Source organism: Novosphingobium sp. B 225 (genome assembly GCF_002198665.1).
Taxonomy (GTDB): domain Bacteria; phylum Pseudomonadota; class Alphaproteobacteria; order Sphingomonadales; family Sphingomonadaceae; genus Novosphingobium.
Window position 1 is genome coordinate 83,095 of record NZ_MWLM01000064.1, and the last position, 15,116, is coordinate 98,210.

The 15,116-nt window shown below is 63.6% G+C and carries 12 protein-coding genes and 1 tRNA gene; 5 read left to right on the forward strand and 8 right to left on the reverse strand.

Translation table 11 applies throughout. The features are described from left to right. The first annotated feature begins 34 nt into the window (after positions 1 to 34). Both MNBBLIKP_RS12895 and MNBBLIKP_RS12900 read left to right on the forward strand, forming a co-directional pair. Complete coding sequence (locus MNBBLIKP_RS12895; protein WP_088310666.1) at positions 35 to 1,432, forward strand: aldehyde dehydrogenase; 1,398 nt, start codon at positions 35 to 37, stop codon at positions 1,430 to 1,432. Between the two features lie 11 nt (positions 1,433 to 1,443). Beyond that, on the forward strand, positions 1,444 to 1,986 hold the full coding sequence (locus tag MNBBLIKP_RS12900) for a DUF3237 domain-containing protein (protein ID WP_088310667.1): 543 nt from the start codon (positions 1,444 to 1,446) through the stop codon (positions 1,984 to 1,986). Positions 1,987 to 1,996: 10 nt separating this feature from the next. Here the strand turns inward: MNBBLIKP_RS12900 and MNBBLIKP_RS12905 are convergent, their stop codons facing one another. From MNBBLIKP_RS12905 to MNBBLIKP_RS12925, 5 genes are all read right to left on the reverse strand, one after another. Further along, positions 1,997 to 4,024, reverse strand: coding sequence for an NADPH-dependent 2,4-dienoyl-CoA reductase (locus MNBBLIKP_RS12905; protein ID WP_176399767.1), 2,028 nt, complete (start codon positions 4,022 to 4,024; stop codon positions 1,997 to 1,999). Between the two features lie 53 nt (positions 4,025 to 4,077). Further along, a tRNA-Thr gene (locus MNBBLIKP_RS12910) sits at positions 4,078 to 4,153 on the reverse strand. A 24-nt stretch (positions 4,154 to 4,177) separates the two neighbouring features. Next, positions 4,178 to 5,044, reverse strand: coding sequence for a hypothetical protein (locus tag MNBBLIKP_RS12915; RefSeq protein ID WP_254913041.1), 867 nt, complete (start codon positions 5,042 to 5,044; stop codon positions 4,178 to 4,180). Beyond that, the gene (locus MNBBLIKP_RS12920) at positions 5,041 to 5,811 is read right to left on the reverse strand and encodes a hypothetical protein (protein WP_088310670.1); all 771 of its coding nucleotides are present in this window, start codon (positions 5,809 to 5,811) and stop codon (positions 5,041 to 5,043) included. Before MNBBLIKP_RS12920 ends, MNBBLIKP_RS12915 begins: the two co-directional genes overlap by 4 nt. Positions 5,812 to 5,813: 2 nt before the next feature. Beyond that, a complete protein-coding gene (locus tag MNBBLIKP_RS12925) occupies positions 5,814 to 7,139 on the reverse strand; it encodes a replication-associated recombination protein A (protein WP_088310671.1) in 1,326 nt (441 codons plus the stop codon). A 99-nt stretch (positions 7,140 to 7,238) separates the two neighbouring features. On the opposite strand from MNBBLIKP_RS12925, the gene MNBBLIKP_RS12930 reads away from it, so the two are divergent. The 3 genes from MNBBLIKP_RS12930 (at position 7,239) to MNBBLIKP_RS12940 (ending at position 8,661) form a co-directional block, all read left to right on the forward strand. Then, the gene (locus tag MNBBLIKP_RS12930; protein ID WP_088310672.1) at positions 7,239 to 7,856 is read left to right on the forward strand and encodes a PadR family transcriptional regulator; all 618 of its coding nucleotides are present in this window, start codon (positions 7,239 to 7,241) and stop codon (positions 7,854 to 7,856) included. Then, entirely contained in the window at positions 7,853 to 8,170 is a 318-nt protein-coding gene (locus tag MNBBLIKP_RS12935) for a DUF2218 domain-containing protein (protein WP_088310673.1), read from the forward strand. Before MNBBLIKP_RS12930 ends, MNBBLIKP_RS12935 begins: the two co-directional genes overlap by 4 nt. Positions 8,171 to 8,244: 74 nt before the next feature. Beyond that, the gene (locus MNBBLIKP_RS12940) at positions 8,245 to 8,661 is read left to right on the forward strand and encodes a hypothetical protein (RefSeq protein ID WP_140420602.1); all 417 of its coding nucleotides are present in this window, start codon (positions 8,245 to 8,247) and stop codon (positions 8,659 to 8,661) included. Position 8,662: 1 nt separating this feature from the next. On the opposite strand, the gene MNBBLIKP_RS12945 is transcribed toward MNBBLIKP_RS12940, so the two are convergent. The 3 genes from MNBBLIKP_RS12945 to MNBBLIKP_RS12955 form a co-directional block, all read right to left on the reverse strand. After that, positions 8,663 to 9,823, reverse strand: a complete 1,161-nt coding sequence (locus tag MNBBLIKP_RS12945) for a glycosyltransferase family 4 protein (protein WP_088310675.1) — start codon at positions 9,821 to 9,823, stop codon at positions 8,663 to 8,665. Between the two features lie 92 nt (positions 9,824 to 9,915). Continuing rightward, on the reverse strand, positions 9,916 to 10,341 hold the full coding sequence (locus tag MNBBLIKP_RS12950; protein ID WP_088310676.1) for a hypothetical protein: 426 nt from the start codon (positions 10,339 to 10,341) through the stop codon (positions 9,916 to 9,918). A 415-nt stretch (positions 10,342 to 10,756) separates the two neighbouring features. Then, on the reverse strand, positions 10,757 to 14,989 hold the full coding sequence (locus MNBBLIKP_RS12955; RefSeq protein WP_088310677.1) for an SIR2 family protein: 4,233 nt from the start codon (positions 14,987 to 14,989) through the stop codon (positions 10,757 to 10,759). Between the last annotated feature and the right edge of the window lie 127 nt (positions 14,990 to 15,116).

A 15,116-nucleotide genomic window follows, 5' to 3' on the forward strand; every position in this document is an offset into this window, starting at 1 on the left:
TTGCTATGTTCTATAGCAATTCGGGAGAGTCGATATGGAATTCACGCGCATCAATCCGATTACCGGCGAAGCTGCCTCGACCGCGCAGGCGATGAAGGCGGGCAATATTCCCGCGATTGCGGCCCGCGCTGCCGCCGCGTTTCCGGCCTGGTCCGCGCAGGGGCCCAATGCCCGCCGCGCAGTGCTGATGAAGGCTGCCGCTGCGCTCGAAGCCAAGCAGGATGCTTTCGTCGCGGCGATGATGGCGGAAACCGGCTCGACCGCGGGTTGGGCGATGTTCAACCTGGGGCTCGCTGCCGGGATGGTACGGGAAGCTGCGGCGATCACCACCCAGATCACCGGCGAAGTGATCCCCAGCGACAAGCCCGGCTGTCTGGCCATGGCGCTGAAGGAACCGGTTGGCGTGATTCTGGGGATCGCCCCGTGGAACGCGCCGATCATTCTGGGCGTGCGCGCGATCGCCGTGCCGCTGGCCTGCGGCAACAGTGTGATCCTGAAAGCCAGCGAAACCTGCCCGCGCACCCACGCCCTGATCATCGAGGCCTTTGCCGAGGCGGGCTTTCCCGAAGGCGTGGTCAATGTCGTCACCAACGCGCCCGAAGATGCTGCCGAAGTGGTCGGTGCGCTGATCGACGCGCCTGAGGTCAAGCGGATCAACTTCACCGGCAGCACCAATGTCGGCCGGATCATCGCAGTTCGTGCGGCGCAGCAGCTTAAGCCGTGCCTGCTCGAACTGGGCGGCAAGGCCCCGCTGATCGTGCTGGAAGACGCTGATCTTGACGAAGCGGTCAAGGCGGCGGCGTTTGGCGCTTTCATGAACCAGGGCCAGATTTGCATGAGCACCGAGCGGATCGTCGTGGTCGAAAGCGTGGCGGACGAATTCGCCAGACGCTTCGCCGCCAAGGCCGCTTCCATGCCCGCCGGTGATCCGCGAGAGGGCAACACCCCGCTGGGCGCAGTGGTCGATCAGAAGACCGTGAGCCACGTGAACGCGCTGATCGACGATGCCCAGGCAAAGGGTGCCAAAGTGATCGCGGGCGGCAAGGGTGAGAGCGTCGTGATGCCCGCGACCGTGGTCGATGGCGTGACCGCAGCGATGAACCTTTACCGCGACGAGAGCTTTGGCCCAGTAGTGGCGATGATCCGCGCGCGTGATGCCGATCATGCGGTGGAACTGGCCAATGACACCCAGTACGGTCTGTCCGCTGCCGTCTTTACCCGCGACATCGCCAAGGGTCTGACCATCGCCAAGCGCATCCAGTCCGGCATCTGCCACGTCAACGGCCCGACTGTGCATGACGAAGCGCAAATGCCGTTCGGCGGGGTTGGCGCTTCGGGCTATGGCCGGTTCGGCGGCAAGCAGGGGATCGACAGCTTCACCGAGACCCGCTGGATCACGGTGGAAACGCTGCCCGGCCACTTCCCGATCTGAGGAGCCAGGACATGAACAAGTTGATCGCAGCAGCCGCACTTGGCCTTGCAGCCGTTGCCGCCATGGCCGGGGCCGACGCGCCAAACGGAGCCGCCGCGCCTGCGCCGACGCTGACCTATGTCTTTTCGATCCGGGCTACGCTTGATCCGGCGGTCGAGGTCGGCCAGTCCGAAGGCGGGCGGCGGCGGTTTATCGCGGTGACTGGCGGAGAAGTCTATGGCCCGCGTCTGCGCGGCAAAGTGCTGGACGGCGGGGGCGATTGGCAGACCATCCTGCCCGGCGGGCTGACCAAGGTGGAGGCCAAATACTTCGTCAAGACCGATCAGGGCGCGGTGATAGAAGTGACCAACCCGGGCCTGCGCACGGCCAGCGCCGAAGTGGTGGAACGCCTGGCCAAGGGGGAGGATGTCGATCCCTCGCTCTACTATTTCCGCACCACTCCGAACTTCCGCGTCGGCGCGCCCGAACTGGACTGGATGCAGCGCCACGCTTTCGTTGCGCGCGGCATCCGTCGGCCCGATCACGTGGTGATCGATTACTATATGGTGGAGTGAGCGGCGGCGCTCAGGCCGCCACCGCCAGTTCGGTCGCCTGCTGGATCGCGCGCTTGGCATCCAGCTCGCTCGCTTCGAACGCTCCGCCGATCAGCTGCGCGGGCAGGCCCAGCGCGACCAGATCGTCATAAAGCCCGCGCAGCGGTTCCTGCCCGGCGCAGACCACCACCGTGTCGACTTCCAGCAGCACCGGCTCCCCGCCGATCGTGCAGTGCAGCCCCGTGTCGTCGATCTTCACATAATCGACGCCTGAGACCATCTTCACCCCGCGCCGCTGCAGGGTCAGGCGGTGGGTCCAGCCGGTGGTCTTGCCCAGGCCCTGTCCAACCGGAGTGGCCTTGCGCTGCAGCAGCGTCACTTCGCGGCCATTGCTGGCCACTTGCGGCTCGATCCCGGTTACCCCGCCGCGCGGGTGGTTCTGGAAATCGACCCCCCATTCGCGCGCAAAGGTATCGATGTCGAGCGCGGCGCTGGTGCCCTGATGGGTGATCAGTTCAGCCACGTCGAACCCGATCCCGCCCGCGCCCATGATCGCGACCTTCTGCCCGACTTCGGCTTCGCCCCGGATCACATCGATATAACGCACGACTTTGGCGTGATCGATCCCGGGAATCGCAGGGGTGCGCGGCACGATGCCGGTGGCTACCACCACCTCGTCAAAGCCCATGTCCTTGAGCATCGCCGCATCGACCCGCGTGTTCAGCCGCAAGTCTACCCCGCGCAGTTCGATCATCCGCCCGAAATAGCGCAGCGTTTCGTAGAATTCCTCCTTGCCGGGGATCCGCTTGGCCAGGTTGAACTGCCCGCCGATCTCGCTCGCGGCGTCGAACAGCGTCACGGCATGGCCGCGCTCGGCGGCAATGGTGGCATAGGCGAGGCCAGCCGGACCCGCTCCCACCACTGCGATCCGCTTTGGCGCAGCAGCTGGCGCGATCACCACGTCCACCTCGCGGCAGGCGCGGGCATTGACCAGGCAGCTGGTCAGCTTGCCGGTAAACGTGTGGTCAAGGCAGGCCTGATTACAGGCGATGCAGGTATTGATCTCATCCTCGCGGCCCTCGCGCGCCTTGTTGACGAGATCGGGATCGGCCAGCATCGGCCGCGCCATCGATACGATGTCGGCATCGCCGCGCGCCAACACGTCCTCGGCCACTTGCGGCATATTGATGCGGTTGCTGGTGATCACCGGGATCGACAACTCGCGCCGCAGCCGCCCGGTAACCCTGGCAAAGGCCGCGCGCGGGACCATGGTGGCGATCGTGGGGACAAAGCTTTCGTGCCAGCAGAAGTGCGTGGAAATCACGTCCACCCCCTCGGCCTGCAGTGCCTTGGCCAGGCTCACCACTTCGTCCCAGGCCATGCCGCCCTGCAGCATGTCCATCGCCGAAATGCGGAACACGAAGATGAAGTCCGCCCCCACAGCCGTGCGCACCGCGCGGACCACCTCGACCGGAAAGCGCATCCGGTTTTCCCACGATCCGCCCCAGCGGTCGCTGCGCTGGTTGGTCTTTTCGACCAGGAAGGTGGAAATCAGATAGCCGGCCGAACCGATAATCTCGACCCCGTCATAGCCCGCCTGCTTGGCCAGGGCGGCGCAGTTGGCGAAAGCAGCGATCTGTTCGGCGATCCCTTCTTCGGTCAGCTCATTGGGCTGGAACCGCGCGATCCGTGACTTGACCGGGGAAGGCGCGACGCAGTCCGGCGTGCCCGCCAGCGATCCGGTGTGGAGGATCTGCATGCAGATCTTCACATCGCTGGCGGCGGCATGGACCGCATCGGTCACTTGCCGGTGCACCGCGACATCGTCTGGCCCCAGCAGCTTGGCGCCCATGCCCGCCGTGGGGTGCGGGCCAATCCCGCCGGTGATGATCATCCCCACCCCGCCGCGGGCCCGCTCCGCGAAATAGGCCGCCATGCGCTCCCCGGCGTCGGGCAGGTCTTCCAGCCCGGTGTGCATCGAACCCATCAAGATACGGTTCTTGATCTGCGTATGCCCGACTTTCAGCGGTGAGAAGACGTGCGGATAACGGGTGGTCATGGCAGGTGGAATCCTCATCCGGGGCGCCCTGTTATGCAGGTGCGCTGCAGGACTGGTGCCGGCTACAGGATTCGAACCCGTGGCCCCCTGATTACAAATCAGGTGCTCTACCAACTGAGCTAAGCCGGCCCCGTCGTGCAGCGTCCCTTTGCTTCACTGCGCGCCAAAGGTCCAGCCCTCCGTTTGCGCAATTTCGCGGGTCAGGGCGGGCGGGTTCCACAGCGCCAGATCATGCGCCGCGCCGCGCAGCCAGGCGGCGGTGAGCAAGGCATCGCTGGCGTGATCGGCAATCGGGCCGCTGCCGGGGACCAACGGCGCGCCCAGCACCTGCAATGCGGCGTTGAGTTCATCATAGCTGCGCATCTTGCTTTTGTTGGCCGACCGTCCGGCGGCCATGGCAGCCAGCGTAGTGTAGATTTCGACCACCACCGCGCCGCTTTGGGGCAAAGGATCGACCGGCCAGACCGGCAAGTGGCCCGCCAGCCGGTGCAGCACCCGCATCCCGGTCAGGCTCGATTTGCCGACTTGCGCCGCGCCGACCAGATTGAAATTTGAGTACGGCTTGCACCCCATGGCTTCCTGCGCGCGCTCGGTCACCCGCAGCCGCCCGCGCCCGCCGCCAAAATGTTCCCCCTCGCGCCCGCCATGACGGCGGAAATGGCGCGCGGCTTCGGCATGGTCGACAAAGCTGGTTGCAGCAAGGTGCGGATCAAGTTCGCACAGAGCATCGATCTTGGCCCACAAGTCCCTGGCATTGGCCGGACTTTCGCTCCACCCGGGGAAGAACGCACCGCAATCTGCAAAAGCGAGCGAGATGCCCATATCGAACCCGACCAGCGTATCGGCGGGCAGTTCCTCCAGCAGCCAATCGAGCACTTCGCGGCGCGACCAGCGATGGCCGGGGCGGACCAGTTGCGGCGCTGCCCCATCCTGACTGCATAGCGCCACCGCGATTCCCCGATGCCGCTCCCCCGCCGCGCCGGACCAGTCAATGGCAGCGAAATGCTGAAAGCGCGTCACGCCTTGGGGCATGATCCGGGCTGCAGCTTCCAGCCTTTGGCGGCAGCGGCGTACCACGGATCGCGCGCGGCCCTGGCCAGCCGGCCTGCATCAGATGGCATGCGCTCGCTCGGCACCAGCGATATTGCCACGCAGCTATCGCCCTGCCAGCCATCAACGCGCCAGTCACCCGATGGCAGACCATCGGACTGGGCGCTCAATTCCTGTGTCGCACCTGCCGTCACTTCCCACACGCCAAAGGCATTGAGCCCGCCAAAACCCGATTCGCTCAGGTCGATCGCAGCGAAATGCTGGCGCGATGCGGACCAGACCGGCGTGTCGCCAGTTTCGAACGACGCGCCTTTGCCCGCCCGGTCAAATACGATGAAACCAAAGGCTTCGTATCCGTTCCAACCGAACGAGAGGAAGCGCTGGTCTTTGCTCAGAGTGGGGGTGCCGATCGCTTCCATCCAGCGCACGTCGATGCAGCCGGTCCCTCCGCCCAAGGTGGTGACGGCGAACTGGTTCATGTCTGCCGCCACCAGTTCAGCCAGGGCCTTGGGCACAGCCAGCGGAGCCTTGCGTTCCAGCAGGCCGTTTTCATCGTCGCGGACCAATTTGGGGCAGGCGCTCAGTTCGTGGCGTGCGGGTTTGGCCGGGGCGGCAGTAGGTGATGATGCGGCCACTGGTGCGGTCGCCACTGCTGCACCGCTTGCTTCGGCAGCAGGTTCGCCCGCGCTGCCACACGCAGCCAGCAGCATTGGCAAAGTCACCAACAGGCTTCGCATCGTCATTCCTCTCCGCGCCGTTCCCGCCGCTTTTTGTCCCACCATTCCAGCCGCTTCAGCACCTCGCGCTCAAACCCGCGTTCGACTGGTTGGTAATAGCTTTGCGGCTCCATCCCGTCGGGCCAGTAATTCGCGCCGGAAAAACCGTCCTCGGCCTCGTGGTCATAGGCATAGTCCTTGCCGTAACCGATGTCCTTCATCAGCTTGGTTGGCGCGTTGAGGATATTGGCGGGCGGGGCCAGGCTGCCGGTTTCGCGGGCGCTTTTCCATGCCGCCTTCTGCGCTGCATAGGCCGCGTTCGATTTGGGGGCGGTGGCAAGGTAGAGGCAGGCCTGAACGATCGCCAGTTCGCCTTCGGGACTGCCCAGGAACTGATAGGCGTCCTTGGCGGCAAGGCACTGCACCAGCGCTTGCGGATCAGCCAGGCCGATGTCCTCGCTGGCGAAGCGTACCAGCCGCCGCAGGACATAAAGCGGCTCTTCCCCCGCTGTCAGCATCCGCGCCATGTAATAGAGCGCGGCCTGCGGATCGGAGCCGCGCAGCGCTTTGTGCAGCGCGGAAATCAGGTTGTAATGCCCGTCGCGGTCCTTGTCATAGACGGCCACCCGGCGCTGCAGAAATTTGCCCAGCCCCGCCGGGTCAAGCGGTTCCGGGATTTGCGCATTGTAGAGCGTTTCGGCCTGATTGAGCAGGAATCGCCCGTCGCCGTCCGCGCTGGCCACCAGCGCAGCGCGGGCATCGGCGGTCAGGGGAAGGGGGCCTGCCAGCTCCTCCGCCCGGGTCAGCAGGGTATCGAGTGCCGTTTCGTCAAGCCGGTTCAGGATCAGCACCGCCGCCCGGCTGAGTAAGGCGGCGTTGAGCGCGAAGCTGGGGTTCTCGGTCGTCGCGCCGACCAGCGTGACCGTGCCGCGTTCGACGAACGGCAGGAACCCGTCCTGCTGGGCGCGGTTGAAGCGGTGAATTTCGTCCACGAACAACAAGGTGCGTTGCCCGGCCTTGGCCGCCAGCTCAGCCTCGGCAAAGGCTTTCTTGAGGTCGGCCACGCCCGAAAACACCGCGCTGACCGCGATGAACCGCATCCCCACCGCATCGGCCAGCAGCCGGGCAATGCTGGTCTTGCCGGTGCCGGGCGGGCCCCACAGGATCATGCTCGACAGTTTGCCTGCCGCCACCATCCGCCCGATCGCGCCTTCGGGTCCGGTCAGGTGATCCTGTCCGATCACTTCGCCCAGTTGCAATGGCCGCAGCCGGTCAGCCAGCGGCGCATCGGCGCGCGCGGCTTCGGTCGCGGGGGAGGGGACAGAATCGGCCGGAAACAGGTCGGACATCGGCTGCGTGTCTAAGCTGTCTGGCGGAAAAATGCACAGGGGGCTTGAAAAGTTCGATCAAAGATATATCTTAGAGACATCATGAAAGGACAAAGACACATGAAAATGCACGGATGCGGCCGCGAAGGCCGCTTTGGTCGCGGGCGGGGCGGGATGCCGCTGGTCGCGATGATGTTTGGCGGACGGCATGGCCGGGGCCGGGGCTTTGACGGCCCGTTCGGTGAAGACTTTGGCGGCCGGCGCGGACCGCGCGGGCGCAGCCGGGTGTTCGGATCGGGCGAACTGCGGCTGGTGCTGCTGGCCCTGATCGCCGAGCAGCCGCGCCACGGCTATGAACTGATCAAGGGGATCGAGGAACTGACCGGCGGCAACTATGCGCCCAGCCCGGGGGTGGTCTATCCCACGCTCAGCCTGCTGACCGACGAAGGCATGGTCGAGGAAGCGCCCGGCGAAGGCAGCCGCAAGGCCTATGCCGCAACCGATGTGGGCCGCAAGGAACTGGATGAGCGGATTGACGAATTCAAGGCGCTGGTCGAGCGGCTGAAAGGCATGGCCGACCGCGAGGATCGCCACGGCTCCCCCCCGATCCGCCGTGCGCTGGGCAATCTGGCCGCTGCGGTGCGCAACCGCGCGATGGAGGGCGAATTTGACCGCGAGACCATGCACCAGATCGCCGAGATCCTCGACGAGGCGGCCCGCAAGGTTGAACGACTGTGAGTGCGGTGGCATCGGAAGGGCGGCTCGCCACCGCCCACGGCTCTAAGTACCTGCAGCAGCTCTGCAAGCACTGGTCACACAACCTCGCGGTCGAATTTGACGCCCAGCAGGGCAAAGTCACTTTCCCTCGTGATGCGCGTGGCAGCAGCTGGGCGGGGGACGCGGTGGTGACTTTCACTGCCGAGCCCGCCGCGCTGCTATGCCGAATTGACGCCAGCGAGCCGGGCCAGCTGGAAGGGCTGAAAGGCGCATTGGTCCGCCACCTGGATCGCTTCGCCTTCCGCGAGGCTCCCGTGGCGATCGACTGGGCCTGAACCCGCAATTTGGTCTCTGCCCATATCCGTGTTAACCCTACGGCATCCACCGGATAACAAGGGGAGTTGGGAGCATGGAAGGACAGACTGGCAGGGCTGTGCCCGGCAGTTATTGGGTTGTCGCGGTTCTGGGCATGCTGTGGAACAGCTTTGGTGCCTATCTCTATACGATGGCCAATCTGGGTGACACTTCCGTCACGGCAGGCGCGCCGCCGGAAATGCTGGCCTATTTGGCTGCCATGCCGGTCTGGGCGCATGCGGGCTGGGCCTTTGGTATCTGGGGTTCGTTCGCGGGATCGGTGCTGATGCTGCTGCGCAAGCGCCACGCGGTGACCGCTTTCCTGATTTCGATCCTGGGCGCGCTGGTCAGCTATGCGGCGCAGGCGATGGCGGGGGTCCTGACCCCGGCAGAACCGGTCATGATCCTGGTCGTGATCCTGTTCCTGTGGTGGTACAGCCGCCGCGCTGCTTCCCAGGGTCTGCTGCGCTAGTTCAGCGTTTCGTCGCCGCTGCCTTTTGCCGGATCAGCCGGAGATAGGTATCGGCGACGACCTGGTTGATCTGGTCCCAGCTGAAATCGCGGGCGCGCAGTTCGCCCGCTGCGCCGTGCCGGGCGCGCAAGTCGGCATCGTCGATATAGCCGCGCAGCGCCTCGGCAAATTGCCGCACCGCGCCGGGGGTGATCAGCCGTCCGGACTTGCCATTGCCGACCAGGTTCTGGCTCCCCGTAGCCGCCGCCGCAACCACCGGCAGGCCGCTCGCCATGGCTTCAAGGCTGACATTGCCGAAGGTTTCGGTGGTCGATGGAAAGAACAATACGTCCATCGAGGCGACCGCCTTGCCCAGATCCTTGCCCGCCATGAACCCGGCGAACACCGCCTCGGGCAGCCGCGCTTCCAGCCAGGGCCGGGCCGGGCCATCGCCCACGATCAGCACCCGAAACCGGGCATTGCGGCGGCGCAATTCGTCGATCGTGTCGGAGAACACGTCGAGCCCCTTTTCCATCACCAGCCGGCTGTGAAAGCCAACCACGACATCGTCATCCTGCAGCCCCATGCTGCGGCGCCATTCCATGCTGCGGAGGGAAGGATCGAACAGTTCGCGGTCCACCCCGCGTGACCAGATGTCGATATCATAGTTCATCCGCTGCTCGCGCAGCACCTGGGCCATGCTCTCGCTTGGCACCACCAGCGCGTCACACCGGCGGTAGAAGCGGCGCAATATCGCTACCATCACCGGTTCGAACCAGGCCAGGTTGTAGTAGCGAAAGTAGGTTTCGAACCGGGTGTGGACCGATGACAACGCCGGCAGCCCCCGCCGCCGCGCCCAGGTAACCGCGCGATGCGAAGCGATGTCGGGCGAGGCGACATGAACCACATTGGGCTGAAACGCCGCCAGATCGCGCCGCACCCGGGGGCTGAGCGCGAAGGGAAAGCGGTATTCCGGCCGGCCCGGGATCGCAAAGCTTGGCATGCTGATCAGTTCGCCCTGCGGCTCAAACGCGGGTTCGTCCACGGTCGGGGAATAGACCCTGACCTGCGCGCCCTGGCGCAACAGGTATTCGACCAGCCGGTTAAGCGCCTGATTCGCCCCGTCGCGGACGTAATTGTAATTGCCGCTGAAGAGCGCAATGCGAAGGTCGCTGGTCTGCATCCGCCGTGCCCTAGCCGATCCTGGCCCGACAGGCCAGACGCCCGGAGCATTGCTGCCCCGGGCGTCCTTCGGGAGAGGCCGGAAACCCCGGATCAGTAACCGTAGTAACCGCGGTCTTCATGGCGGCGGCGGCGCCCTTCGTAATAGCCGCGACCGCCATTGTTGTAGTTGCCGTTCTGGGCGTAGTACCCGCCATCGTTGCTGTAATAGCCGCCCTGCTGCGGATAGCCGTTGTAATACCCGCCGCCGTTCTGGGCACCTTCGTAACGCTGGTTGTAGCAACGGCGTTCGTCATAGCGGTCACCGTCGCAGCGGTTGTGCTTGTTCTTGCCACCCGAGGCGATCAGCGCGCCGATGGCGAGGCCGATGATCCCGCCAACCACGGCGGCTCCGGCAGTGTCACCATCACCGCCACGGCGATAGCGGCCGTCATTGGCCATGGCCGGGGTGGCGCTGGCCAGCGCGGTGGCGATCAGGGCAGTGCCGAGCATGGTCTTCTTGAGGCTGAGGATGCGCATCGCTGGAAACTCCGGTGCGGCGCCTCGGGCCCGATGCCCTTGCGATTCGCCGCCTTGGAACTGCTTTTGCCCCCCGCTGCCTGAACGGATTCGGTGCAACACTTGCAGCCTTTGTTCAGATTTCTGGCGATCAACATGAACCAAAATTGCCCCACTGACGCTGCCCAGCGGCCAATTTGCCACCCTGGCGCGTATTGGAGCGCCCCGGAACCTGCTTCCTCGCCCGCTATGCCGTGCTGCTGACATTGAAATAAAACGATATTTTCAGAGTTAGTTGATGAAACACATCCGCAGGGCAAGCTTTCCCCCCACGCAAACAATTTTCCCGCCCCCGCGCCGGGGCACCACGCGAAACCAACAATGTCAAAGAGCAGACGTCAGGATGACAGACCGGGGCGATGTAGGAAAATGGATTTCAGAAGTAGCGGGGGCTTCGCGATTCGCGGCCCATGCCAATTCGCTCGAGGCTTTCGCTGTGTCCCTTGGCAGCGGCAATTTCGATGGCCTGCCTGATATAACTGCGGCCTGATTTGGGATCCCCCCGGTCTTCCAGAATCTTGCCAAGTTCGATCCGCAACGAAGTCATCATCAGGCTGTGGCGATAACGGCTGGCAATTGCCAGTGCGTCGGCAATGTGGCGCAATGCAGTTCCATAATTGCCCGAATGCCGCACGTGCCGTGCGATGCTGGAATTGGCTTCGATCCTGATCCTGTGGCAATCAGTGTCGGTCGCATAGTCACGGGCGTTGCGGATCAGATCAAGCGCTCTTCTGGTTTCAATTGGCCCATTCTGACGTTCCAGCAGCAGGTTGGCCCGCACGATCATGCAACGGTGCCAAAGGTCGAACTGCTGCGAATTCTTTGCAGTCGCCGCGCTGGCCTCGATCTGCGTCATCGCCTCGACTGCCCGCCGTTGCAGCTGCAGCAGGCGCGCATAGTGCCGCTGGAAGTGCGCCCCGGCGCGGTGCTCGCCGAGGACCTGCAACATGGCGATAGCCATAAGATAGTCGGCCTCGGCCCGCGCGGGATCGCTGCGGAAATGCGCGACCACTCCGCGGTAACCCGTGACCATTGCCAGAATGAAGCATTCTTCGCGCGACTTGCCGGGATCGCCCAGGAAGGGCTGATCGTCGTATCCGATGGTTTCCCGCAAGCTCTGCAGTTCGTGCCTGATCCGGGCTGCGCGACTGTGGAGGCTTCCGCCACCATTCACGGGCGGACGTTCGTTCTCCCACGGGTCCTCATCGATGTCCGCTTCAATCTGGTCGAGCAGTTCGTTTGCCTGACCCAGCCGGCCGCGTTCGATCAGAACGGAGACGCGGTTGATGGCAATCCGCCGCCACCCCCGGCTACGCTGTTTTTCAGGAGGCTCCTGGTCCAGCAATTGGCGAATATCGGCCAGCGCGCTCCGTGCGCCCGGCAGGTCTCCCTGGGTCAGTGCCACCACGGCGCGTTCGTTGCACAGCCAGATCAACTCGTCTGCGTAGAAGGGAGCAGGTCCCACGAAACTGGCTTGCCGCTCTTCGAAGCATGCGCGTGCTGCGGCATTGCGGCGAAATGCCTTCGCAAGGCGATCAAGCCGCTTGGCATGTTCGGTCAGCGCACCCTGCCGACTATCATCCTCTCCCTCAAGCGCATGTTCAAACCGCAATAGTGCACTGGTCGAATAGTAACTGCGGACCAGCGAGAAGGCCGCGCGCAAACAGGCGGCAGCATCGCGCGTGGCGCGCCGGACTAATTGCGATCCCGCAGAGGCCGCAGACCGATCATCTAAGTGCATGAAAATGCGGTGGATTGGGTCATCAGGCTTCGGATAGTCAAGGTCAGGCGCGACTTCCGACTTCCCAGGCCAATCGGCATCGCCATGAACCGAATCGATATCGTGCCAAACGCCGCAGAACAGATCGACCAGATGGCCCAGCTCGGCGTGGATTTCCGGACCCGGGGCGCTGACCCCGTCATTGTCGCTCATGAACAGCGACAGGTTGAAGCTGGATGCCAGCTTGGCATCATTGACTGGTGCCCCGTGCAGGTCGCGGAAGTAGGTGGCGATCGCGCGGTGCAGGGCGATTGGCGCGCGCAGCGCGTCTTCTTCCGCCAGTGCCCGGTCGGGATCGTCATAGTGTGGATCGAGCCTTAGGATCAGCCCCAAATCGCAAAGCTTTTTCACCAGCGCGCGTAATGCGTTGGCAGACCACTCTGCGCCGCGCCGTCCCGTCGGATCGATCGCCCGCCTTACCCGGGGAACATAGGCAAGGACTACCGCCTCGACTGGCCGACCGATGAAGCTCTTGACCCGCAGGACCTCGATCGCCGCGCGCGGATGATCGCAGACCTGCTTCAGGCAGGCCGGATCGAGATGCGCTTCGAGGAACTTGATCGCCACGCGCGACGGATCGATCTTGCAGGCTCTGATCAGATCGATCAGATCGGAAGATGCAAGGTACTCCTTGTCTCCGAGCGCTTTCCAGAACGCGAGCCGGATGTGCCGCAAGTGGCGCGATTTGAGTCCGCGAACCAGTTTGTCGACGTTTGCCGGTTCTTCAGCCCCATCAAACTCATCCGGCTCATCACAGTGGAGTGGAAAAGCGGGAATATCCAGTGCCTTGCAATAGGCCAGGATGCGGTCGCTGCTCAGCAGAATTACCCTGATCCCGGCATCGGTGCCGCGCCGCTTGAGTTCACGCAGGAAGAAATCCAGCCCGGCACTGATTGGTTCGCCAAGCTTGCCAAAGAACCGTTCCGCGCCATTGATGACGATCAGGCATGGTTTCCACTTGGCCTCGCTGTTGCCGATCTCGCGAAACAACTGTTCGCGCGCCCCTTCGTCCTGGTTGAACAGCGTTGCCCGTCGATCCTGCTGAACTGGTACGGGTCTGTTCCAGAAGCCGGTCGAAGGCTTTTTGCGGGCTTCCAGAAAGCGGGCAATCCCGGACAGCACGCTGTCGCTGTCATAGGCGAAAGCCGCGTTGATCAGCAGGCGGTCTTCCTGCGGCGGCCGTTTGCCGGTTTCGAATTGCCAGTTGTCCGGTTTCATCAATTCACGCGAAAACTGGCCGCGGCCGATGCCGCGTCTGCCGGTAATGGCTATGATCGGCGCGCTGGAGCGGTTCTGCTCTGGGTGACCAAGCCGCGGCTTGTAGTCCACTTCGAACTTGGCATCAGCTTCCTGCGAACCGCCGGAGCGCGCGGTAACGCCCCACATTGTCCAATTGCCACCCCCGTTTGGCGCGTCTTTGAAGCCGTTTTGCGGTGCCCGCAGACTTGGGTTGAAATAGGTATCGCCCAGATCGATCCGTTCGCCCAGGTGCTCGACAGTTTCAAGCGAGCGGGCGAGAGCGCCCCATTTGTCTTTCGCTTTGATGAACTTGGCCCGGTCGGCGATGCACAGGCCTTCGATGTCGAGTTCATCGTCGAACAGCACTTGCACGCCAAGCCGTTCGAGGAAATCTTGACGCATCATGTGCTTGTAATTTTCCCAACCCGCGTGGGACTTATCATAGCTTTGCAGTGGCGCTGTGCGGTTCCAGATCACGAACAAGGGTGCCGCCTGGCGCAGCGGGGCGTTGCCAACGAAGAACTGCAGGTGGTTGTTGATTTCCTGCTCGGTCATGCCCAGCCCAAGGAACAGGATCGGGTTGCCGGCGATCAGGGTCATCAAGCCGTGATCAAACGGTTCGCGATTCATATCGTAGCGGCGATAGAGCTGGTCATAGTCGCGCAAGTTCGCCACCATTGATTGCGGCAGGTCGGCGCGACCATGCAGGTGCATTATGTGGCGCTGGATCTTGGCCGAGCCGACTGCGAATTCGAACAGCCGGTCCGGTCGTTCGCGATCCATGACATCGCTGATCACAGTCGAACCATTGGGCAGGATCCGCGTCCAGCGGCCAAACGGCTGCTCTTCTATCTCTGCGCCAGAACCGGGCTTGCCGACCATGCTGGTGAAATCGTTGGTTTTCGCGAGATGGCGATTTGCGAAGAAGCGGCTGGTCAGGCTTCGCGGATAAGTTCTGGCCGAGGCAACCTCGGCATCTTCAAGCTGCTGCTGTTCACCCGGCAGCAGCATCAAGGCCCGTTCCAGCTCAAAATCATAGTTCAGCGTGGCGATCCGGCGAATACCCAGGCGCCCGATGATCAGTCTTACAATCTCGCGTCCCTTTTCGTCCGAACGCGTCAGCCCCCGGCGAAGGAAAATCGCGGCGATTCGACGCTCGAACTCACGTTCGGCATTGTCAGTTGGAGCACCATGCAGCCGGGTGTCGATCCCGACACGCCGCATGGCCCGGTCAAACGCTGCGAAGCGTTTGGCCAGTTCCCAGATCTGGCCGCGTTGGTCAGGAGCATAGCCGCGCGACTTGGGATTGGTGAGCCAATGGTGAATTGCCCCGGCTTCGGTGCTGATGCTGTCCAGAATATGCAGCGGGGCCAGGCAGTTGCCGGACAATGCACGGCGATAATTCTGTGCAAGGCCTTTTGCAATCAAGAGGATTGACTTGATAAGCACCGACCAGTCTGGATAACCAAGTCGTCCGGTGGTCATCGCGCCAGTTATCGCGACCATCCGTCCACCATGGAGCGCATCGACGAATTCCTGCAACGCGCGGTTGCGGCGCGTATTGTCTTGATAGACTTTTGACGTGGTCATCCCACCCCCCGGGTTGGTCCCGGGGAAGTCTAGTACATTGCGCACCGCGCTGCGGTGTGATTCATCACACTGCAGTGCAGATTTCTGCGCAACTCTGCCGCTGCGTCAGCGGGCTGTGCCCAAAGGG